Source organism: Burkholderia sp. Bp8998 (assembly GCF_003854235.1).
GTDB lineage: Bacteria > Pseudomonadota > Gammaproteobacteria > Burkholderiales > Burkholderiaceae > Burkholderia.
Map to the genome: position 1 here is coordinate 1 of NZ_QTQF01000040.1, position 19,884 is coordinate 19,884.

General features: G+C 67.7%; 18 protein-coding genes and 2 pseudogenes. 12 read left to right on the top strand and 8 right to left on the bottom strand.

The features are described from left to right. Both DIE06_RS30135 and DIE06_RS30140 read left to right on the top strand, forming a co-directional pair. Positions 1-285, top strand: a 285-nt coding sequence (locus DIE06_RS30135; protein WP_260433815.1) for an enoyl-CoA hydratase-related protein, incomplete at its 5' end; no start/stop codon positions are given. After that, on the top strand, positions 282-1,421 hold the full coding sequence (locus DIE06_RS30140) for an enoyl-CoA hydratase/isomerase family protein (RefSeq protein ID WP_124664543.1): 1,140 nt from the start codon (positions 282-284) through the stop codon (positions 1,419-1,421). The genes DIE06_RS30135 and DIE06_RS30140, both read left to right, overlap by 4 nt. A 67-nt stretch (positions 1,422-1,488) precedes the next feature. Here DIE06_RS30140 and DIE06_RS30145 read toward each other — a convergent pair whose 3' ends face one another. Further along, positions 1,489-2,394: a LysR family transcriptional regulator gene (locus DIE06_RS30145; protein ID WP_124664544.1), complete on the bottom strand. Its 906-nt coding sequence runs from the start codon at positions 2,392-2,394 to the stop codon at positions 1,489-1,491. A gap of 184 nt (positions 2,395-2,578) precedes the next feature. Here DIE06_RS30145 and DIE06_RS30150 point away from each other — a divergent pair, with 184 nt between their 5' ends. Further along, positions 2,579-4,117 (top strand): MFS transporter, encoded by a 1,539-nt coding sequence (locus tag DIE06_RS30150; RefSeq protein WP_124664545.1) that lies wholly within the window; start codon positions 2,579-2,581, stop codon positions 4,115-4,117. Positions 4,118-4,125: 8 nt separating this feature from the next. Here DIE06_RS30150 and DIE06_RS30155 read toward each other — a convergent pair. The 4 genes and pseudogenes from DIE06_RS30155 to DIE06_RS39180 form a co-directional block, all read right to left on the bottom strand. Then, positions 4,126-4,860, bottom strand: a pseudogene (locus tag DIE06_RS30155) (HlyD family efflux transporter periplasmic adaptor subunit); the annotation flags it as partial. Between the two features lie 376 nt (positions 4,861-5,236). Further along, complete coding sequence (locus tag DIE06_RS30160; RefSeq protein WP_124664546.1) at positions 5,237-5,836, bottom strand: HD domain-containing protein; 600 nt, start codon at positions 5,834-5,836, stop codon at positions 5,237-5,239. A 109-nt stretch (positions 5,837-5,945) separates the two neighbouring features. Continuing rightward, positions 5,946-6,503 (bottom strand): helix-turn-helix transcriptional regulator, encoded by a 558-nt coding sequence (locus DIE06_RS30165; protein ID WP_124664547.1) that lies wholly within the window; start codon positions 6,501-6,503, stop codon positions 5,946-5,948. 71 nt (positions 6,504-6,574) lie between these two features. After that, the gene (locus tag DIE06_RS39180; RefSeq protein WP_260433816.1) at positions 6,575-6,703 is read right to left on the bottom strand and encodes a hypothetical protein; all 129 of its coding nucleotides are present in this window, start codon (positions 6,701-6,703) and stop codon (positions 6,575-6,577) included. A 334-nt stretch (positions 6,704-7,037) separates the two neighbouring features. On the opposite strand from DIE06_RS39180, the gene DIE06_RS30175 reads away from it, so the two are divergent. The 3 genes from DIE06_RS30175 (at position 7,038) to DIE06_RS30185 (ending at position 10,197) form a co-directional block, all read left to right on the top strand. After that, positions 7,038-8,441: an HdeD family acid-resistance protein gene (locus DIE06_RS30175; protein ID WP_124664549.1), complete on the top strand. Its 1,404-nt coding sequence runs from the start codon at positions 7,038-7,040 to the stop codon at positions 8,439-8,441. 95 nt (positions 8,442-8,536) lie between these two features. Continuing rightward, entirely contained in the window at positions 8,537-9,115 is a 579-nt protein-coding gene (locus DIE06_RS30180) for a hypothetical protein (RefSeq protein WP_124664550.1), read from the top strand. A gap of 350 nt (positions 9,116-9,465) precedes the next feature. Next, on the top strand, positions 9,466-10,197 hold the full coding sequence (locus DIE06_RS30185) for a ribonuclease T2 (RefSeq protein ID WP_124664551.1): 732 nt from the start codon (positions 9,466-9,468) through the stop codon (positions 10,195-10,197). A gap of 79 nt (positions 10,198-10,276) precedes the next feature. On the opposite strand, the gene DIE06_RS30190 is transcribed toward DIE06_RS30185, so the two are convergent. After that, complete coding sequence (locus DIE06_RS30190) at positions 10,277-10,912, bottom strand: isochorismatase family cysteine hydrolase (protein WP_124664552.1); 636 nt, start codon at positions 10,910-10,912, stop codon at positions 10,277-10,279. Between the two features lie 557 nt (positions 10,913-11,469). Here DIE06_RS30190 and DIE06_RS30195 point away from each other — a divergent pair. Further along, positions 11,470-11,673, top strand: a complete 204-nt coding sequence (locus tag DIE06_RS30195) for a cold-shock protein (RefSeq protein WP_011549079.1) — start codon at positions 11,470-11,472, stop codon at positions 11,671-11,673. A gap of 267 nt (positions 11,674-11,940) precedes the next feature. Further along, entirely contained in the window at positions 11,941-12,165 is a 225-nt protein-coding gene (locus DIE06_RS30200) for a hypothetical protein (protein ID WP_124664553.1), read from the top strand. A gap of 185 nt (positions 12,166-12,350) precedes the next feature. Here DIE06_RS30200 and DIE06_RS30205 read toward each other — a convergent pair whose 3' ends face one another. Then, complete coding sequence (locus tag DIE06_RS30205; RefSeq protein ID WP_124664554.1) at positions 12,351-13,265, bottom strand: glutaminase; 915 nt, start codon at positions 13,263-13,265, stop codon at positions 12,351-12,353. Between the two features lie 223 nt (positions 13,266-13,488). On the opposite strand from DIE06_RS30205, the gene DIE06_RS30210 reads away from it, so the two are divergent. After that, positions 13,489-14,199 (top strand): response regulator, encoded by a 711-nt coding sequence (locus DIE06_RS30210; RefSeq protein ID WP_124664555.1) that lies wholly within the window; start codon positions 13,489-13,491, stop codon positions 14,197-14,199. A gap of 64 nt (positions 14,200-14,263) precedes the next feature. Further along, positions 14,264-15,394 (top strand): ATP-binding protein, encoded by a 1,131-nt coding sequence (locus DIE06_RS30215; protein ID WP_124664556.1) that lies wholly within the window; start codon positions 14,264-14,266, stop codon positions 15,392-15,394. Positions 15,395-15,457: 63 nt separating this feature from the next. Here DIE06_RS30215 and DIE06_RS30220 read toward each other — a convergent pair whose 3' ends face one another. Continuing rightward, complete coding sequence (locus DIE06_RS30220) at positions 15,458-17,878, bottom strand: patatin-like phospholipase family protein (RefSeq protein WP_124664557.1); 2,421 nt, start codon at positions 17,876-17,878, stop codon at positions 15,458-15,460. 271 nt (positions 17,879-18,149) lie between these two features. Between DIE06_RS30220 and DIE06_RS30225 the strand changes: the two genes are divergently transcribed. Together DIE06_RS30225 and DIE06_RS39615 are read left to right on the top strand one after the other, a co-directional pair. After that, complete coding sequence (locus DIE06_RS30225) at positions 18,150-19,184, top strand: rod shape-determining protein (protein WP_124664558.1); 1,035 nt, start codon at positions 18,150-18,152, stop codon at positions 19,182-19,184. A 66-nt stretch (positions 19,185-19,250) separates the two neighbouring features. Then, positions 19,251-19,531, top strand: a pseudogene (locus DIE06_RS39615) (YdcF family protein); the annotation flags it as partial. Positions 19,532-19,884: the final 353 nt, after the last annotated feature.

The window sequence follows — 19,884 nt, forward strand, 5'->3', positions numbered from 1 at the left end:
GCGCTCAGGATCGGCCTCGTCGAGGACGTGGTCGAAAGCGGCGCGGCCCGCGATGCGGCGCTGGCGCTCGCGCGCAACGTCGCGCGGCAGAGCCCGCATGCGGTCGCGTACAGCAAGGAACTGATCGGCCTCGCGCGCCGCGGCGTGCCGCGCAGCGCGGCGCTCGCGGTCGAGCGCGAGCGCTTCGTCGACTTGTTCGACACGAACGATCCGCGCGAAGGCGTGGCCGCGTTTCTCGGCAAGCGCGCGCCGCAATGGCATACCGATGGAGAGCCGCAACGATGAGCACGCCGGTCACGACTCACGACAGTTTTGCGCAATCCGCGGCGGAGGTGCTGTTTCGCGTGGTGAACCGCGTGGCGCTCATTACGCTGAACCGGCCGGCCGCACTCAATGCGTTGTCCTATCCGATGATCGGCGAACTGGCCGCGCTGCTCGAACGCTGCCGCACCGACGACCAGATCGTCGCGGTCGTGCTGCGCGGCGCGGGCGAGAAGGGTTTCTGCGCGGGCGGCGACGTGCGCGCGCTGTACAGGATGGTTGCGCAGCGCGAGACCTGGCTGCCGTTCTTTGTCGACGAATACCGGCTCGACTACGCGATCCACACGTTCCCGAAGCCGATCGTCGCGCTGATGGACGGCGTGACGATGGGCGGCGGGATGGGGCTTGCACAAGGCGCGGCGCTGCGCGTCGCGACCGAGCGCAGCAAGATCGCGATGCCCGAGACGCGCATCGGTCTCGTGCCCGACGTCGGCGCGACGCATTTCCTGTCGCGCATGCCGGTCGAGCTCGAGCTGTACGTGGGGCTGACGGGCGCGATGCTGTCGGGCGCCGACGCGCTGACCGCGAAGCTCGCGGACCTGTGCGTGCCGTCGTCGTGGCTCGATACGTTCGAGACGCGCATCGAGCGCGTCAAGTGGGACGGCGACGTGCTGCCGGCGCTGCGCAAGGTGTTCGAGCCGCCGTGCAACGTCGTGCCGCATGCGGCGCTCGACAGCCAGATGGCGTGGATCGTCCGTCACTTCGACAAGCGCTCGACCGTCGAGCGGATCGTCGCGACGTTGAAGCAGGACCTCGCGCGTGACGAGCTGGCGCGCGAGCATCGTCAATGGCTGCAGGCGACGCTCGATGCGCTGACCGGCCATTCGCCGACGATGCTGTGCGTGACGCGCGAAGCGCTGCTGCGCGGCCGCCAGATGACGCTGGCCGAGTCGTTCCGGATGGAACTCGGTATCGTGGCGCGCGCGATCGAGGAGGGCGACTTCCGCGAAGGCGTGCGCGCGCATCTCGTCGACAAGGATCGCAAGCCGCGCTGGGCACCGGCGTCGCTCGTCGAGCTGCGTGCCGAGCGCGTGCGGCATTTCCTGACGTCGCCGTGGAAGCTGTTCGCGCATCCGCTCGCCGATCTCGGCGCGGCGTGATGACGCGAAACCGACGCGCCCGTGCGGCGCGTCGGTTCCAACGCCGTTCCCTTCTTCCCGTGTGCGCTCACCGCTCGATCATCGGCGGCACCGCCTGCACGAGCGCGTCGATCACGCAGCGCGTCTTGCGCGGCAGGTAGCGCGTTTTCGGCCAGATCGCGTGGATGTCGCCTTCGCAGACGAAGCAGCGGTCGAGCACGACGACCATCTCGCCGCGCTTCACGTAGTGATCGAGCAGCCAGCTCGGCAGCCACGCAATCCCGAACCCCGATGCACCGGCCGCCGCGATCGCCTGCACGTCGTCGAAACTGAGCTGGTGCGGCATGTCGATACGCACCGTCGAGCCGTCCGGCGCGCGCAGGTCCCACGGCTGCGCGACGCCCGAGCGTGAATACGCGATCGTCCGGTGGTGCTTCAGGTCGTCGAGCGATTGCGGCGTCCCGTAGCGCGCGAGATAAGACGGCGCCGCGCCGAGGCTCCCGTATTGCGTGCCGAGCCGCCGCACCGCGAGGCTCGTGCTGTCCGCGAGCGGGCCGATCCGCACCGCGAGGTCGATGCCTTCCTCGACCAGGTCGACGAAGCGGTCGGTGATCGACACGTCGATTCGCAGGTGCGGATAGCTGCGTGCAAGATCCAGCACGATCGGCGTCACGCAGTGATGCCCGAACGCAAGCGGCACGCTCAACCGCAGCTTGCCGCGCGCTTCGTTGCGGCCGCAATCGAGATCGGCTTCCGCCGCTTCGAGTTCGGACAGCGCACGCACGCAGCGGTCGTAGTACGCCTGGCCGTCGTCGGTCAGGCTCTGGCTGCGCGTCGTGCGCTGCAGCAGCCGCGCGCCGAGCCGCTTCTCGAGCCGCGCGATCGCCTTGCCGACCGCCGAGCGCGTCATGTCGAGCCGCTCCGCGGCGAGCGCGAAGCTGCCGGATTCCACTACCTGGACGAAAGTCGTGACGCCGTCGAGTCTGTCGGTCATGGCGGGATGGGTTGAGGGTTGATTGCGTCCTATGGTTCCCCAGTCCGGAGAACTGGACGCGTCAATGGGGAGGGAAATTCTCACTATAGTACCGATTCCCGTCCAGCGTGCGTTGCCGGCCGCACGCGGCGCATCCCTCTCACCTGGAGGCGCGAGGCCTGTCGCGGGCCGTCGCGCAATACGCATGACCCTATCCGACTCCCGCAGGAATGCGGTCGCGCTCGCGGCCGTCTGTCTCACGTCGCTGATGTTCGGCCTCGAGATATCGAGCGTGCCGGTGATCCTGCCGACGCTCGAACACGTGCTGCACGGCGACTTCAACGGCATGCAGTGGATCATGAATGCGTACACGATCGCGTGCACGACGGTGCTGATGGCGGCCGGCACGCTCGCCGACCGGTTCGGCCGCAAGCGCGTGTACGTGATCGGCACCGTGCTGTTCGGCGCGACGTCGTTGCTGTGCGGGCTCGCGCCGAACGTGCCGGTGCTGGTCGCGGGCCGGCTGCTGCAGGGCGCGAGCGGCGGCGCGATGCTGATCTGCCAGATCGCGGTGCTGTCGCACCAGTTCCGCGAAGGGCGCGAGCGCGGCCGCGCGTTCGGGATCTGGGGCATCGTGTTCGGGATCGGTCTCGGCTTCGGGCCGATCGTCGGCGGTGCGATCGTCGCGGCGGCGAGCTGGCCGTGGGTGTTCCTCGTGCATGCGCCGCTCGCGACCGTCGCGCTCGTGCTGATCGGCGCTGCGGTGCAGGAGTCGCGCGATCCGCATGCGGGCACGCTCGACGTCGCGGGCATCGTCACGCTGTCGCTCGCCGTGCTCGGTCTCGCGTTCTACATCACGCAGAGCGCGGCGTTGGGGCTCACGAGCGCGGCCGGCCTCGGCGTGCTTGGCGCGACCGTGCTCGCGCTGGCCGGCTTCGTCGTCGCGGAGCGCGTGAGCGCGCGACCGATGTTCGACTTCTCCGTGTTCCGGATTCGCGCGTTCACCGGCGCGATCTTAGGCTCGATGGGGATGAACTTCAGCTTCTGGCCGTTCATGATCTACCTGCCGATCTGGTTCCAGGTCGCGCTCGGCTACGACAGCGTGACGGCCGGTCTCGCGCTGCTCGCGTACACGCTGCCGACGCTGGTCGCGCCGCCGTTCGGCGAGCGGCTCGCGCTGCGCTACGGGCCCGGCGTCGTGATTCCGGGCGGCCTGTTCACGATCGCGGCCGGCTTCGCGCTGATGCGGATCGGCAGCGGCGTCGGGCACGCCAGCTGGCTCACGATGCTGCCCGGCTGCGTGATCGCCGGCATCGGGCTCGGGCTCACCAACACGCCGGTCACGAACACGACGACGGGCGCGGTGCCGAGCGCGCGGGCCGGGATGGCGTCGGGCATCGACATGAGCGCGCGGATGATCTCGCTCGCGCTGAACATCGCGGCGATGGGTTTCGTGCTGGTCGCGGGGATCGTCGCGAGCCTGAAGGCCGGCGTCGCGGGGGCGGTCGATGCGGAGGCGCTGCGCAGGCTGGCGCAGGAGATCGCGTCGGGCCGCACCGACGGGCTGCAGGCGATCGCGCCTGCGCTCGCCAAGGCCGACCCGGCCGGCACGGCGCTGCACGCGGCGCTGGTGCACGGGTTCGGCTGGGTGATGGTGTACGGTGCGGCCGGGGTGGCCGTGCTCGCGACCGCGAGCGCGGTGGCGTTCGCGCCGGCGCGGCGCCGGGCGACGGTGTGCGAATGATGCGGCTAGTGGCGCTTGTCGGGGTCGCCGAGGATCGTGAAATACGCAGCCTGGCCGATGCGCACGCGGATCAAGTCGGCTTCGGACACCTGAGCCTTCACGGTCATCGTGTCGAGATCGGCGAGCTTCAGGATCACGGGCGCCTGCTGCTGCGAGATCACCGTCTGGCCTTCCTGCGTGACGATCGCGACGACTTCGCCGTTCATCGGCGCGACGATGCGCGTGTAGCCGAGGTTGGCCTGCGCGGTGTCGATCTGGATGCGTGCCGAGCGGATCTGCGCGGCGAGCGACGCGAGGCTGGCGCGCTGCACGTCGCGCGTCGCGCGCGCGGCTTCGTACGCTTCGCGCGGCGTGGCATCGTCCGGCAGCATGGCCTGCTGGCGCCGGAGCGCGAGTTCCGCCTGCGTCAGCTGGGCGGCGGTTGCCTGCTGCTGCGCGCGCAGGCTTGCCTCGCTGGCGCGCGCCTGCAGCAACGCATTCCCGGGTAGCACGGGGTCGATTTCCGCGAGCCATTGGTCCTTCTCGACCTTGTCGCCGAGCTTGACCTCCAGCGACTTCAATTGCCCCGACACCTGCGCGCCGACGTCAACCTGCTTGAACGCCTGCAGTGCGCCGGTCGCGAGCACCGCGTGCTCGAGGTCGCCGCGCGTGACGGGCGCGCTCAGGTACTGCGGCTGCTTGTCGGGCATGCAGGCCTTGAGTGTGACGCCCGCGGCGATCGCGACGGCGGCGAGGGTGACCATCACGATGCGCCGGCGGCGCGGGGGCTTCTGCTTCATGGGAGGGCGGAGAGGATGAATCGGGCGTCGGCGATGTGGACGGCCGAGCGGGACGATCCGGTCGGCGCGTGGCGTGGGCGGGTGCTCCGCGACGGAAGCCGCCGATGCGAATCAGCCGGTCATGGTAATCGACCCGATCCGGCGAACCTGTCTGGAAATGGTGCTGAATCGTGCCGGCGCGCCAGCGGCAGCGGCGGCTGCGCGCCGACATTGTTGCAATCTGTGAAATCGCGGCGGGCAAGCAGGAAGGGGGACGGGCGAAGGCCGTGGCGCGGCCGCGGTCGCGCCGTTGCCCGCACCACGCGTGGATCGCGTTATCGCGGCGCGGCGACGATGACGATCATCGGTGTGCGCGCGCTGACGCGTCGGGCTCGTGCGCGTCGATCCTGCGCCGGGTATCCGCGTCGACGATCTCCCGGATCGCGCTGAACAGCGGCGCCGCGTCCGTATAGCGCCGGCCGTAGCCGAGGTTGAACGCGTAGTCGAAGTCGGGCGGATTGCTGCCCTGGTTGTGCTGCAGGATCGTCTCGAGCTTGTCGAGTGCCTTCGCGGCGCGCGCTTCCGGTGATGCCGCGGCCTCGTATTCGTCCCACAGCGCGACGATTTCGTCGCGCAGCGCGCGATCGAGCCCGGCTGTCAGCGTCAGCAGGTCGTCGCGTTCGTGCGTGCTCTTGTCGGGATGCGCGGCCTGTTCGATCGCGGGGATGTCGCCGTGCAGCGCTTCGCCGAGATCGTGGACGACGCACAGTTTCAACAGCTTCGTCGTGTCGACGTCCGGCAGCGCATCGGCGAACACGAGCGCCATCAGGCACAGCCGCCAGCTGTGCTCGGCCGTGCTTTCGGCGCGGCCCGTCGACGTATGGCCGCTGCGCAGCACGTCCTTCAGGCGTTCGGCTTCGCGCAGGAAATCGAGCCGCGCGTGGATCGTGTCGGGGTTCATGGCCAGTGGGAATGCTTGAATCGGGCCGTCAAGCGTACGCCGTGTGCACGCGCTGCGTCCACGCATGAAATATGCGTGCCGCGCTCGCGCCCGGTGACTGGCGCGCGTGCTACAGCGTTTCGACGAGCCGCGCGGCGGAACCGTCCGACAGCGTCATTCGCGTCCATCGGCAGGTGCTGCCGCGAATCGGCACGACGCGCGACGCATTGGCGCCGGTCGCGAATTCGACACTGGGCGGCCCCGCGCGATCGTGCCAGCCGAGCGGGTCGAGTGCAGCTTCCATGCGGACGATTCCCGGCGACGCATAACGCCACAGCGACGTGCCGAGGAGCGCGGGCAGCGGCCGCGAGAACTCGGCCGCGCGTGACGGCGAGCACGCGAGCAGACGGTGCGTGAGGTCGCACACGAGATGCATGCGGGCCGTGCTGCTCGCGATCAGCCGCGCGAGCGCGTGATCGCCCGCCGAATCGAGACGCGCGGCAAGCAGCCGCTCGGCCGTCGCGCGCTCGTCGGGCGACATCTGCTGGATGCCGGCTTCCCAGCGCGAGATCGTCGATTGCGCGACGCCGAACAGGTCGGCCGCGTGGCTCTGCTTCACGCGATGCAGCGCGCGCCAGCGCTTCAGTTGCGGGCCGAGCGGTGGCGTGTGAAGCGGCGAGGTCGTCATGTCGATGCTCCGATTTGTGTTCGTGATGCGAGCGCGTGCATGGCAGGCGGCCGCACCGTCAGTTGCCGCCGTTACATGATTCGCCGGCCGCCGTTCGCCTTGATCGCGACGACCGCGATCGGCACGAGCACGATGCCGCGCGGCACGAGCACGCCATCGGCGGCGACCGTGACCGGCGTCGCGAGGATCCGCACGCCCATGCCGACCGCGGACGGCGATTCTCGCGTATCCGGCGCGCGCTGTCGAACGGGAAACCTGCCGCGGCAGCGGACGGCATGCATGCCCGGTTCGACGGCAGGTTCGCGTGCCCGGTGCCGCCGGCGCCGCGCTGGAAGTGTTTTCGCCAGCCTTTCAACCGGCTCCACCATATCTTATTATTCGGCCAGAGCGGCGCGCCGGCCGCCATCGGTCATGTCGACGCATGACGCGCCGGCCAGCATGACCGCCATCGGCTTTCGCATCGCACGATGCGCGGTCGGGACGACAGGAGACGCGTGACCAGCGCGTATCCCGAAAAAATAATGCGAGGGCGCGATGGTACGACTGGTCTTGCTGTTGCTGGGCATCGAATATCTGCGAACGCGCTGGCGCGGGCTGACCGTGCTGGGCTGGCTATGGGTCGTCGCGGGCGTCGGCATCTTCGTCGACGCGCTCGACGGTGCGCTGCATTTTCCGATCGAACTGTTCGCGTGGCTGTTCCTGATCGAGGGGCTCGCGACGCTCGCGGTGGCCGGCAGCGGCGTCGGCGGGCAGCGCATCCTGCGCTACGTGAAGGGCATCGCGGTCGTGGTGGCCGCCGCGCTCGTGTTCGCGGGTCATCATCACGGACACTTCCTGCTGTCGATGATCTTCGGCACGCTGTTCCTCGTCGACGGGGTGCTGCAGTGCACGTCCGCCTGGATGGTGCGTTATCGCCGCTGGCACGTCGCGTTCGCGTGGGGCGTCGTCGAGATCCTGCTCGCGATCTTTTTCTACCAGCCGTACCCGACCCACTATGTGGGCACCGTGCCGTACTGCCTGGGCCTGCTGCTGATGTTCGGCGGGATGCACATGCTGAGCCTCGCCGCGCGCGTGCGGCGTCTGACGCGCAACCCCGCGTTCGTCACGTCGCCGGCGCCGGCGATCGTGCCCGACATCGACGCGGCACCCGACATCCCGCGCTTCGCGCAATCCGAATGGGACGGCCCGCCGGCCGATCACGAGCACGCGCTCACCGTGCACGTGTGGACGCCGACCGGCACGTCGAAGGCCGAAGCCCAGCGCTATCCGGTGATCGACCGCTACATCGCGGCGGTGGACGTCAACGGCGTGATCTCGACCGGCCATGCGGCGCTGGAGTCACCCGAGGGCATCTACATCAGTCTGTATCCGGCCGTCGAAATCGATCGTTCTCCGGACGAATTCACGCGGCTTCTGCGCGCGACGCGCGAGAACGACGTACCGGGCCTGTTCCAGCCCGACTATGCGACCGAGTCGAACGCTTGGTGTCCGTCGACCGTGCGCGTGCGGATCCGCAACTACGATCCGGCGAAGCTGGACGCGTTCTGGTCGTCGTATCGGCAGACGGTCACGTACAACCTCACGCACCGCAACTGCTCGAGCACCGTGTCGAACGCACTCGAAGCGGCGCTCGACGGCGCGGTGTGGCGGCTCAGGGGCACGCGGGCCGGGTGGGGCGCATTCGTGCGGCTGCTGCTCACGCCCGAGCTGTGGGTTGCCGCGCAGATCCGCAAGCGTGCGGTGACGATGGCCTGGACGCCCGGTCTGACGCTCGACTATGCGCGCGCGCTCAGCATGCTCGCCGATCCGCGGCCGTTCGCATGGTGGAAGGTCGCGCGCTCGGCCGTGAAGGCGATCATGGCGTCGCGCCGCGCGTGGCGCGAGCAGGACAGCGCGGCGCTGTCGCCGGGTGGATCGGAAGCCGCATCGGTGAAATAATCGCGTGGCGCGGGACGAGGGCCCGGCGTGACAGGGGCCGCGGCCGTGCGATCCGGCGCCGCGGCCCGCCATCAGAACCTGCTTGACGAACAACAATGAACCCCACGAGCGCATTCCGCATCCTGATTCCCGTCTTCCTGGCGCTGGCGGGTGCCGGTCTCGCGCAGGCGAGCGCCGACGAGGTGCCGCGCATGAGCAATGACGTCTACCGGACGTCGGTGTCGTTCTGCTCGAACGTCGCGGCCGACGAGAAAATCGCATGCCAGGGCGACATGATCGCCGCGGGCAGCCGGATCGTCGCGGCGATCGGCGGCCTGCCGCCGTCGTCCGCCGTCACGATCGACGAAGCCGCGCGCGGCAGGTTGCCGGCGGTGGAGCGCAAGAGGCTTGCGCCCGTCGAGGCCGTCGCGATCGACAAGGACGACGACCTGGCCGGGCTGGCCGGCATGGTGCGGTTGTGCGACGTGTACGAATCCGAACCGGCGTCGCGTGCTCGGCATCATGCGGCGCTGAAGCAGCAGGCGCCGGATGCGGCGCCGCGCGTCGAGGCGCTGCTGGCGGATGCGTCGACGGCGGCGCGCCAGCGCGTGAGCATCGGCGTGTGGCAGATTCTCGCGCTCGAGGGCCCGGATTCGGCCGCGCGCGCGTGCACGCAGCTCGGCAGCGGATCGTGAGCGCCGGCGTGCTCGCGGCGAGCGGGTGCCGATCGTTCGGTGTCCGTGACTGATCCGGAGGGGCAGCCGCTCACGATCGTGGCCGGCCTGGCCCGGATCGGCTTGCCCAGCCGGGTGGCCGTCACCATGGGCATGCTCCGTTTGAGATTGACGCTGACGACAAGGCCGGCGTCGCAAGCAAGCGGTGGAAGGCAAGCGTCGGCGCCGGTGGCAACAGGCTCGGCATTGCACTACGAATTCCTTCGTCCACCTTCATACTGGTGCCGCGTTGCGTCGGCAACAATCGCGGGCAGACATTCGACAATCTTGCGGCGCATTCCGCGACCGCAAGCCTTTTCCGAGGAAACGCCATGCTCAAGACGCTCGCCCGCGCCGCGGCCGCACTCGCCGTCGCATCCGCCTCGCTGCACGCCGTCGCGCAGACCAGCTACGACTACCTGTTGCTCGCCGCTTCGTGGGAGCCCGGCTTCTGCGCGTCGCATGACACGCCGGAGTGTACGAACCTCGCCGGCACGTATGCGGCGACGAGCCTGTCGCTGCATGGCCTGTGGCCGAACAAGTACGACGGCAACCAGCCGTTCTACTGCGGCGTGCCGCAGAGCGACGTCGATCTCGACAACGCGCATCAGTGGTGCAGCATGGACGCCTATCCGGTCAGCACCGCGACCCGCAACACGCTGTCGACGTACATGCCGGGCGTCGCGTCGTGCCTCGACAAGCACGAATGGTTCAAGCACGGCACCTGCTCGAATTCGGCGTCGCCGGACGCGTACTGGAACGAGGCAACGGGCATGGTCAGTCGTCTCGGCAACACGTCGTTCAACGCGTTCCTGCAGGCGAACGCGGGCAAGACGGTGACGCGCAACCAACTGCTGTCCGCGTTCGAGGGCGCGTTCGGCAGCAATACGCGTAGCGCGGTGTCGCTGAAGTGCACGAAGACCAACGGCGTCAGCTATTTCACGGAAGCATGGATCGCGGTGAAGACGAATGCGATCGCGCAGTTTCCGAGCGCGGCATCGCTCGTGACGGACGGGAATACGCAGGGGACGTGCCCGACGTCGGGCGTGTATATCGCGAAGTAACGTGCGAAGCGACGCGCGAAGTGACGCGGGATGTGCCGGCCGGAAGCGTTCCGGCCGGCGCCGCGGGGGCGTTGCGCGTCTATGCGAGCAAGCGTAGCGCGTCCGCGAGCGACAGCACCGTCGTGCGCGTCTCGAACGCGGTCGCGAACAGATGCTCGTGCACGACCTGATCCGGGTCGTAGCAGCAGTCCTTCACCGTATACAGCCGGAAATCCGCATCGCTTGCGTGCGCAACCGACGACAGCACGACGCCCGTCGACGCGATCCCGACCAGGATCAGCGTATCGATCCCCCGCGCGATGAGCCGTGCCTGCAGGTCGGTGCGAAAGAACACGCTCGCGCGATGCGCGAGCATCAGCGGCTCGCTGTCGAGCCGTCCGAGCTCCGGGCACGGGCCGTCGTCGATGAACCGGCCGAGCTGCTTGATCCCTTGCCCGTTCTTGTTGCGCGGGCTGACTTCCGGATAGCCGGGGCTGAAGCGGAGATTGGCGAAACAGACGTGGACGCCGCCGGCCCGCGCCGCGTCGCACAGCCTGCGCGTGTTGGCGAGCAGGGTGGGCGCGACCGACGGAAAGAGGCCGAGGATGTCGGTCTGGTAGTGCATCACGACCAGCGCGGTTTGCGCCGGCACGATCGATGGAATCGGCGCGTGCGTGGGGGCGTCCGCGCCAGCGTGGTGAGTCGTCGTGAAATCTGAAGCGTGTTCCGGTTGCATGACTGATGCTCTCCCATGAGTCACTTCGGTGATCACTTCGGTGTTTTCAGAAAAACGTCGTCAACCAATCGAGCGCGAGCGGGCCGGCACTCCGGCACTATAAACCGGCTATGCCAGCCCGGCGCCGACCGTGCAGGCCGGTGCCGCGTGGCCTTCGACGATCGGGTTCGGCCACAAGCTGCCATTCGGTAAATGGGGTGGAATGGCCGTCAATCTGGCTTCAAGACCGTCTGGCGCATCAGGATCAACGCGTCCCTGGTTCGACGCCGTGAGCACGTACTGACCGACGTTGACCGGTTCTGCGAACGGCCAGGGAATTCGCAGGTACGGGTCACATCGGTTGGTCCTCGCAAGGGGCTGTCTGGGAACACAGTTACAAGATAACCATTGACCCCGCGTTTCCTGGCAGTTAATGTGTGCGCCGAAGTCCAAGAAGTCCGATTGCTGTTCATCAATTTCTCGCTCCCCCAAGCGGTATTCGTTGTCCTCTCCCTCCTTGACGCTTCAAGCGCTCTTCAACAGAGTAAATTTGCGTATTTTTTTCTCAAGGATTCGTCATGGATACCGGTATCGTTAAGTGGTTCAACGACAGCAAAGGCTTTGGCTTCATTACTCCGGACAAGGGCGGCGACGACCTGTTCGCTCACTTCTCCGAGATCCGGGCCGACGGCTTCAAGACGCTCGCTGAAAATCAAAAAGTGAGCTTCGAAACGAAGCAAGGCCCGAAGGGTCTGCAAGCGGCCAACATCAAGCCGCTGTAAGTTTGAAGGGCCCGGCTGCCAGCTACGGCGCCGGGCCGCAGCGACACCCTCACGGAGCGTTGTCTCCTAAAGTTGGCGCGATCGCTCTTGGCTGCATCTGTTTATTCAGCAGCCTTCCGCGCGCCACATGCCTCGTTGCACTTCAATCTTCCCTCCGACAGCAACGCCTTTTTGCGCTTCCGACTGCTTTAGATTCAGCTCGTAATGGCTTTGAATCGGTGCACATGTTGCACGGCACGCGCGCACCCGAACATTATTAAAATTAAAATGCAGAACAAACGAATTCAACACTACAACGGCTATGCCGTCCAACCCTCGGCGCATCGCTTGCCCGACGGAAGTTTCTCATCCAACCTGCTGCTCGAACGCATCGATAGCTCACGCGCCGAAGGCCGCTACCAGTTCTATTCGCTCGATTACTTCCCGAGTGAAAAACAGGCGCTGCGACACTCGGCACGCTGGGCACGCAACTGGGTCGACACGCGCGGTTAAAGACAACGTCCTGCGGATCGGAGCGCCGGGATCCGCAGCCAGTCCGATTCGAGCACTGCCGACCCGGCGCTTTCCTTTCAATGGTTCCGGTGCCGACGAACGACCGCGGTGGAGCGCCATCGCGGCCCGCTCAGGGCGATTGCCGCCGCCGTTGCGCCAGCCGAGGCAGGCTCGACCTCGCCGCCTCAGAAAATCGACCGCTCCGTATACGTCGTCAACCATTCGAGCGCCAGCGTGCCCGCCAGCGAGTTGCCGTTCGCATCGAGCCCCGGCGCCCACACGCACACGGCCATCTCGCCTGGCAGCACGGCGACGATCCCGCCCCCGACGCCGCTTTTCGCGGGCAGGCCGACGCGATAGACGAAGTCGCCCGCCGCGTCATAGGTGCCGCAGGTCAGCATCAGTGCCGATAGCCGCTTCGCCGAACTCGCATCGACGATCCGCTCGCCGGTGACGGGCGCGACGCCGCCGTTCGCGAGAAACAGCGCGGCCTGCGCGAGCTCGACGCAGTTCATCTCGATCGCACACTGGCGGCAGTACGCATCGACCACCGTGTCGGGCGGCATCTGCATGTTGCCGAAGCTCGCCATGAAATGCGCCATCGCGCGGTTGCGTTCCGCGTACTGCAGTTCCGACAGCGCCACGCGCGAATCGTAGTCCACGTCGATCGCGCCGATCAGCCGCCGCACGAATTCGACGAGCGCGGTCTCGGCCCTGACGAAGCGGCGGCACAGCACGTCGGTGACGACCAGCGCGCCGGCGTTGATGAACGGATTGCGCGGCTTGCCGCGCTCGCTTTCCAGCTGCACCAGCGAATTGAACGCGTTGCCGGACGGCTCGCGGCCGACCCGTTCCCAGAGCGCATCGCCCAGCAGCTGAAACGCGAGCGTGCACGCGAACAGCTTCGAGATGCTCTGGATCGAGAAGCGCTCGTGCGCGTCCCCGACCGTGTAAACGTTTCCGTCGAGCGTCACGACGGCCATCCCGAACTTGTCGGCGGGCACTTTCGCGAGCTCGGGAATGTAGTCGGCGACGCGTCCCTGGCCGATCCAGGGGGCGAGTTCGGTATGGATCCGTTCGAGGATCGGCTGGTAGTTCATCACGTGAGGCAGGGTGGGCGCGCGGCCCGGTTTCCGGGGAGCCCGTATGGAACCCGTTTTGACGCCCGTTCGTCAAGCGCGCCAATCATCGCGCCCTTATTTTCGAGATCGGCGAACAGGCAATCGGCGGGCGCAGTATCATGCGGTACGTTTCGACCGCTCGCCGGCAGCCGGTGCAAGCCTGCCGCCGCCGCGGTCTCCCCGTATGATCCGACCGTTGCCCATGTCTTTTCGCATCCTGCTCGTCGAAGACGACACCCGCCTGTCCACGCTGATCGCCGGCTACCTGCGCAAGAACGACTATGAAGTCGACACTGTGCTGCATGGTGACGCCGCCGTGCCGGCGATCCTGTCCATGCGCCCGGATCTCGTCATTCTCGACGTGAACCTGCCGGGCAAGGACGGCTTCGAGATCTGCCGCGAGGCGCGCAAGCAGTACGACGGCGTGATCATCATGGTGACGGCGCGCGACGAGCCGTTCGACGAGCTGCTCGGCCTCGAATTCGGCGCCGACGACTACGTGCACAAGCCGGTCGAGCCGCGCATCCTGCTCGCGCGGATCAAGGCGCAGCTGCGCCGCGTCCCCGCGCGCGCGGCCGAAGGCGCGGCGCCGCAGCCGGAGCGCTACACGTTCGGCCAGTTCTCGATCGACCGCACCGACCGCTCGGTCGTGCTGCCCGGCGGCGGCTCGCCCGACCTCACGTCGGCCGAGTTCGACCTGCTGTGGGTGCTGGTGTGCAATGCGGGAGAGGTGGTCAGCCGCGACGATCTGATGCTGCAGTTGCGCGGCGTCGAGTTCGATGGCCTCGACCGCACGATCGACGGGCGCATCTCGAAGCTGCGCCGCAAGCTGCACGACGATGCGGGCAACCCGCAGCGGATCAAGACGATCCGCAGCAAGGGTTACCAGTTCAGCAAGCATGCGTGGGAATGACGCGACCCTGGCGCGACGCCGTCGGCCGTCGCCTCCCCGCATCGCACGATAGCCGGAAGCCGCGATGATCCGACACACCCGTTCGCACCCCGATGCACCGCCGCTTTCGACGCTGCGCTACATCAAATGGCGCTGGCTGCATTTCCGCCGCGCGTGGACCGACACGCGCGCCGACCGCATTCCGAGCTGGTCGCGCCTGTACGTGCGGACCTACCTGCACCTGCTCGGCCTCGTGCTGCTGACCGCGCTCGTGCCGGCGCTCGCGCTCTGCGTCGTGTTGTCGCCGCAAGTCGTGTGGCACGCGTTCGATGCGCTGCCGGGCGATATCTGGATCGTGCTCGCGTTCGTCTTCACCGCGCCCGCGCTCGCCGCGTACCGGTGGATGCGGCCGGTCTGGTCGGATCTCGTGATGGTGCGCGAGCGCGCGATCGACTTCACCGGCGGCCGTTTCAACACGCGCGCACGGGAGTCGCACAGCGTGATCATCGGCCCGCTCGCGCGCACCCTGAATGCGCTCGCGATGCGCATGGAGCGGCTGATCGCCGCGCAGCGCGACCTGACGAACGGGATCTCGCACGAGCTGCGCACACCGCTCGCGCGCGTGCGCTTCGCGCTCGAGATGCTGCGCGAACCGGGCTCGGCCGCCGAATACCACGGTGCGCTGGAGAGCATCGCGCAGGATGTGACCGAACTCGAGGAACTGATCGACATGAGCCTCACGTACGCGCGGCTCGAATACAGCTCGCTGCAGTCGAGCCTCGAGCTGACCGCGCCGGTCGCGTGGTTCGAGCATCAGGTCAGCGACGCGCAGCTGCTGTATCCGGAGCGCGCGATCGAGTCGCGCATCGCGATCGCGTCGGACCTGCGCGTGAAGATGGACCGGCGGCTGATGTCGTACGCGATGCGCAACCTGCTGCGCAATGCGAGCAAGTATGCGGCATCGCAGATCGTCGTCGGGATCGCGATCGAGCACGGCAACATCGCGATCTTCGTCGAGGACGACGGCCCGGGTGTGCCGGAGAGCGAACGTGAACGGATCTTCGATGCGTTCGTGCGCCTCGACCGCCGCACCGGCGGCTACGGGCTCGGCCTGGCGATCACGCGGCAGGTGCTGCACGCGCACAACGGCCGGATCGCGGTCGTCGATCCGGTCGAACTCGGCGGCGCGCGATTCGAGATCAGCTGGCCGGTCTGACAGCCTGTCCGGCGCAATCGGGCCACGCGGTCGCCGCGCCGTGGCGACCGCCGCGCGCCCGGGTCAATACGTGCGGCCGAGCTGCAGGTAGATGTTGCGCCGCCCGCCCGGCGCGAGCGCGACGCCCATATACAGCGGGCCGAACGCGGTCGTCAGGCTCGTGAAGAACGTATAGCTCTGCTTGAGCGTGCCGCCGCCGACCTTCACGCCGCTCGACCATACGTTGCCGACTTCCGCGCTGGCACCGACCGACAGCGCCTTGATCGGGGACGCGTTGAACGTCATCAGCTGGTTCATGTAGGTCACGTTGCCGTATGCGAGTTCGTTGCCGGCCAGCTGGTCGGCCGCATACGCGGCCAGATGCTGGAACCCGCCGAGCGTGAAGTTGAACGCATTGATCAGGTTGGTGCCGCCGATGCTCTTGCCGCCCTCGATCGTTGCACTGACGCTGTGCCGCCCGAACTGCTGCGCGATCATCGCCTTGCCGTAGAGCTCGGTGTAAGGCGCGTTGGACGTATCGGCGAGGTCCTCCGCGGACTGGCTGTTGTGCGACCACAGCGACCGTTCGACCCGGAATTCGCTGTAGTAGCCGCGGCGCGGGAACGTCGGATCGTCGAGCTGATCGATGACGAGCCGCGCGCGCGCGGTCAGCGCCTGCGACGTGAAGCTCGGCCAGATCAGCGTCGAGCTGCCGTCATCGAACGGGAACGGCAGGTTGTAGTTCGGCGAGCCGTGCCCGGTCGCGTAGCCGATACCCATCCGGAAGTCGCCGAGCCGCCCGATCGGCAGGCCGAAGTCGAGCCCGGTGCGCGCGGTCTGCATCAGGTACTGGTTCAGCTTCACCTCGCCGCTGTTGTCGTACAGGTTCACGTAGCGACGCTGATATTCCGCATAGGGCGAAATGTACAAACCGTATGCGGCCGGCAACGGCTGCCGCAATTCGACGCGCGCCGACTGCAGGTCGCTGCCGATCGTCGTGTCGGCGCGGAACTCGAGGCCCGATTCGGTGAGCCACGGCCGCCGGTAGCCGACGTGCAGCCGGAAGCCGCCTTCGTCGGTCGAACTGCTCGACATCCCGACGCCGAACAGCAGGAAATTCGGCCCCCAGTATTTCTCGCGCGCATCGATCTCGAGCACGTTCTCGTCGCCGTGGCTCACGATCTGCTGCGTCACGCTCTCGAAATTGCCGCCGGTCGTCAGCCCGAGCAGGTCCTGGCTGACGGTCGCCGGATCGTAGGTGTCGCCCGGTTTCACGTGCAGCGCGTCGCTGACGACACGCTTGGGCACGCCGCCGGTCGTCTTGATCTCGACCCGCGTGATGCGGATCGGCGGCGGCAGCGGCTGCGCATGCGCGGACCGATAGGCCGCGTACTGCTCCGGCGTGAGCGCGAAGTGCTTGAGCTGCGGCAGCGCCGCGGTCGCGGCGGCCGCGCCTGCGGCGATCGCCTGCTTAGCGTTCTGGAAATCGGTGAACGCGAGCGCGCCGAGATCGGGCGTGAGCAGCACGTCCCGCGCGGCGAGCTGCTTGCGCTGCGACGTCACGTTCTGGCGGATCAGGATGCCGACCATCTGCTGCATCACGTCGGCCGGCGACGCGAGCGCGTCGAGCGGACGCAGCGGCGAGCCGATGTCGACGGCGATCACGACCTTCGCACCCATCTGCCGCGCGGTGTCGACCGGCAGGTTGCTGACGAGCCCGCCGTCGACGAGCGCGCGGCCGTTGATCTCGGCCGGCGCGAACAGGCCGGGCATCGCCATGCTCGCGCGGATCGCGAGCGGCAGCGAGCCGCGGTCCAGCACGACCATCTGGCCCGTCTGCAGGTCGGTCGCGACCGCGCGATACGGGATCGGCAGCTGGTCGAACGGCTGGTTGGTCGGCACGGCGGCGGTCCAGTTCGCGAGCAGCGCCTGCAGCCGGTTGCCCTGCACGAGGCCGACCGGCGCCTTCACGCCCTTCTTGCCGAAGCCGAGCGTCAGGCTGTTGATGTACAGGCGCTCGTCCTCGCGGCTGCTCTGCGGCAGGTCCGCGCGGTCGGTCACGTCGAACGCGATGTCGCCCAGGTTCACCTCCGACAGCTTCCTTTGCATCTCGTCGGCAGCCATCCCGCTCGCATACAGGCCGCCGACCACGGCGCCCATGCTGGTGCCGGCGATGCAGTCGATCGGGATGCGGTTCGCCTCGAGCACCTTCAGCACGCCCAGGTGCGCGTACCCGCGGGCGCCGCCGCCGGACAGCACGAGGCCGATCGACGGCCGGCCGGCCGGACCGCCGTCGGCGTTGCAGGTCGGCTCGGGCGTGGCGGCGGGGGCGGCGGCCGTCGTGGCGGGGGCGGCCGGGGCGGCGGCAGTGGCCGCCGTCGCGGTGCGGGCGGCGGTGTCGGCGGCCGGCAAGGGCTGCGCGGCGACGGTGCAGCACCAGAGCGCAACGAGCGTTGCGCCGAGCTGCCGCACCCCTGGCCAGCGGAGAGAGGCGGTCGCTGTCATGGTGGAATACCTGGCGTAATCGGGCGTCGGACGCCTGCGGGGAGCAGGCAAGACCGAGAGATTACCGTGTTTTACAAGCGCAACGCGAGAGGCCGATGCGTAGCCGCGGGCCTGCCGGCACGCGTATTCGGCAGTATCGTCGCGAAAAAATCATCGGAATTGCTTAAAGTATCGGAACGATTTGCCGCTAAGACCGTAATGGAGCGGCAAAGGCGCGCCGCGGAGATGCGGCCCGGCCGCTCCGGCCGGTTTGTTCAAGAAAAGGCTAACTATGTCGACACCGCTGTTCGGAAAGTTGTTTGCGCAACCCGTTGCGATCGACCCTGGAACGGCGAGTACGCGGATCTATACGCACGAGCGCGGCGTGGTGCTGAACCAGCCGTCGGTCGTCTGCTTTCGCAAGGGGGGCGCCTCCGACGCGCGACCGACGCTCGAGGCGGTCGGCGAACGCGCGAAGGCGCTGCTCGGCCGCGAGCCGAGGCATCTCGAGGCCGTGCGGCCCATGCGGCACGGCGTGATCGCCGATGCGCATGCCGCCGAGCAGATGTTCCGCCGCTTCATCGACATGTCGTGCACGCGCTCGCGCTTCAGCCGCCGTGTCGAGGTCACGCTGTGCGTGCCGTCGGATGCGACGGCGGTCGAGCGCCGCGCGATCCGCGAGGCGGCGTTCGCGGCCGGTGTATCGGACGTCGAACTGATCGAGGAAGCGCTTGCCGCGGGGCTCGGCGCGGGCCTGCCGGTGACCGAGCCGGTCGGCTCGATGGTCGTCGACATCGGCGCCGGGACGACCGAAGTCGCGGTGATCGCGCTCGGCGGCATCGTCTACCGCGAGGCGATCCGCGTCGGCGGCAACCAGTTCGACGCGGCGATCATCAATCACGTGCGCAACCTGTACGGCGTGCTGCTCGGCGAGCAGACCGCCGAGCGCGTGAAGCAGACGATCGGCTCGGCCACCAGCGCCGTGCCGCGCACGTCGACGCGCGCGATCGGGCGCGGCGTCGAGGACGGCCTGCCGCGCTCGATCGAGCTGTCGAACCACGATGTGGCGGACGCGCTGGCCGCGCCGCTCAAGCAGGTGATCGGCGCGGTGAAGTCGGTGCTGGAAAACGCGCCGGCCGAACTCGTGACCGACATCGCGCATCGCGGCGTGGTGCTGACGGGCGGCGGCGCGCTGCTCGCGGATCTCGAACGCCTGCTGCGAGACGAGACCGGGCTGGACGCGCGGATCGCCGACGAGCCGGCCACCTGCGCGGTGCGCGGCGCCGGCGAGGCGATGGGGCGCCTCGCGATGTGCCCGGTGGATTGACGCCGGCCGGGCAGGCGCGTCGACCGGGTCTGGCGGTCTTTCCAATCCCGAACCTCCGCAGCACGCGCGTACATGCAGGCGCACCGGCTGTCGCGCGTGTCGATCGCGTGTCGATCGTCAGCCAGTAGTACCACCTCGCGCGGGTGCGCCTCGCGTTCGAGCGGGGCGGCATCGCACCCGCGCACATCTCCGCTGCATATCCGCACCGCCTCCAGTGGCGCGCTATCCATTCGAGCTGGCGAGAAGTGCCCGCGTACGCGATCCATGCGCTGCGTCGACGGCTCGACCTCGATGCGCGGCCCGTGTCGTTCCAGCCGATGGTTTATCTGATGATCCCGTTTTCGTAACCCGAGGACGGCCGGAATTCGATTGATTTTGCGGCTTTCATTGTCGTTTCAAAATGGTGGCTTCATCACGCGCGCCGGATTCGAAAGTGTTTTGTGGGATGTTGAAAATCCACGCTTTCGATTCCTGAAATTAAGTGGCTCCGGATTATTTGCGCGACTGAATGTCGTCGTCGTCATTTGTATTGCGCCGCGAAAACACTGTCGATTTTGTATGAAGTATGCGTGTTTTTACGGATCCCGCAGCCGGTAGTCTTTGCCCGGGATTTGACGAAATGACCGGAAAACCCCCGGGTTCAGGACGTTTCGAGAATTCGTGCGAGTAAAAAATACGCGTTCCATTGGCCTTGCCCCGA

Bases quoted from the DNA above. Each gene is read 5' to 3' on its own strand.
- DIE06_RS30225 (WP_124664558.1), top strand. From the start codon at position 18,150: ATGTCGACACCGCTGTTCGGAAAGTTGTTTGCGCAACCCGTTGCGATC.
- DIE06_RS30205 (WP_124664554.1), bottom strand. From the start codon at position 13,265: ATGAACTACCAGCCGATCCTCGAACGGATCCATACCGAACTCGCCCCC.
- DIE06_RS30160 (WP_124664546.1), bottom strand. From the start codon at position 5,836: ATGAACCCCGACACGATCCACGCGCGGCTCGATTTCCTGCGCGAAGCC.
- DIE06_RS30175 (WP_124664549.1), top strand. From the start codon at position 7,038: ATGGTACGACTGGTCTTGCTGTTGCTGGGCATCGAATATCTGCGAACG.
- DIE06_RS30215 (WP_124664556.1), top strand. From the start codon at position 14,264: ATGATCCGACACACCCGTTCGCACCCCGATGCACCGCCGCTTTCGACG.
- DIE06_RS30200 (WP_124664553.1), top strand. From the start codon at position 11,941: ATGCAGAACAAACGAATTCAACACTACAACGGCTATGCCGTCCAACCC.
- DIE06_RS30180 (WP_124664550.1), top strand. From the start codon at position 8,537: ATGAACCCCACGAGCGCATTCCGCATCCTGATTCCCGTCTTCCTGGCG.
- DIE06_RS30140 (WP_124664543.1), top strand. From the start codon at position 282: ATGAGCACGCCGGTCACGACTCACGACAGTTTTGCGCAATCCGCGGCG.
- DIE06_RS30195 (WP_011549079.1), top strand. From the start codon at position 11,470: ATGGATACCGGTATCGTTAAGTGGTTCAACGACAGCAAAGGCTTTGGC.
- DIE06_RS30145 (WP_124664544.1), bottom strand. From the start codon at position 2,394: ATGACCGACAGACTCGACGGCGTCACGACTTTCGTCCAGGTAGTGGAA.
- DIE06_RS30220 (WP_124664557.1), bottom strand. From the start codon at position 17,878: ATGACAGCGACCGCCTCTCTCCGCTGGCCAGGGGTGCGGCAGCTCGGC.
- DIE06_RS30190 (WP_124664552.1), bottom strand. From the start codon at position 10,912: ATGCAACCGGAACACGCTTCAGATTTCACGACGACTCACCACGCTGGC.
- DIE06_RS30185 (WP_124664551.1), top strand. From the start codon at position 9,466: ATGCTCAAGACGCTCGCCCGCGCCGCGGCCGCACTCGCCGTCGCATCC.
- DIE06_RS30210 (WP_124664555.1), top strand. From the start codon at position 13,489: ATGTCTTTTCGCATCCTGCTCGTCGAAGACGACACCCGCCTGTCCACG.
- DIE06_RS30165 (WP_124664547.1), bottom strand. From the start codon at position 6,503: ATGACGACCTCGCCGCTTCACACGCCACCGCTCGGCCCGCAACTGAAG.
- DIE06_RS30150 (WP_124664545.1), top strand. From the start codon at position 2,579: ATGACCCTATCCGACTCCCGCAGGAATGCGGTCGCGCTCGCGGCCGTC.
- DIE06_RS39180 (WP_260433816.1), bottom strand. From the start codon at position 6,703: ATGGGCGTGCGGATCCTCGCGACGCCGGTCACGGTCGCCGCCGATGGC.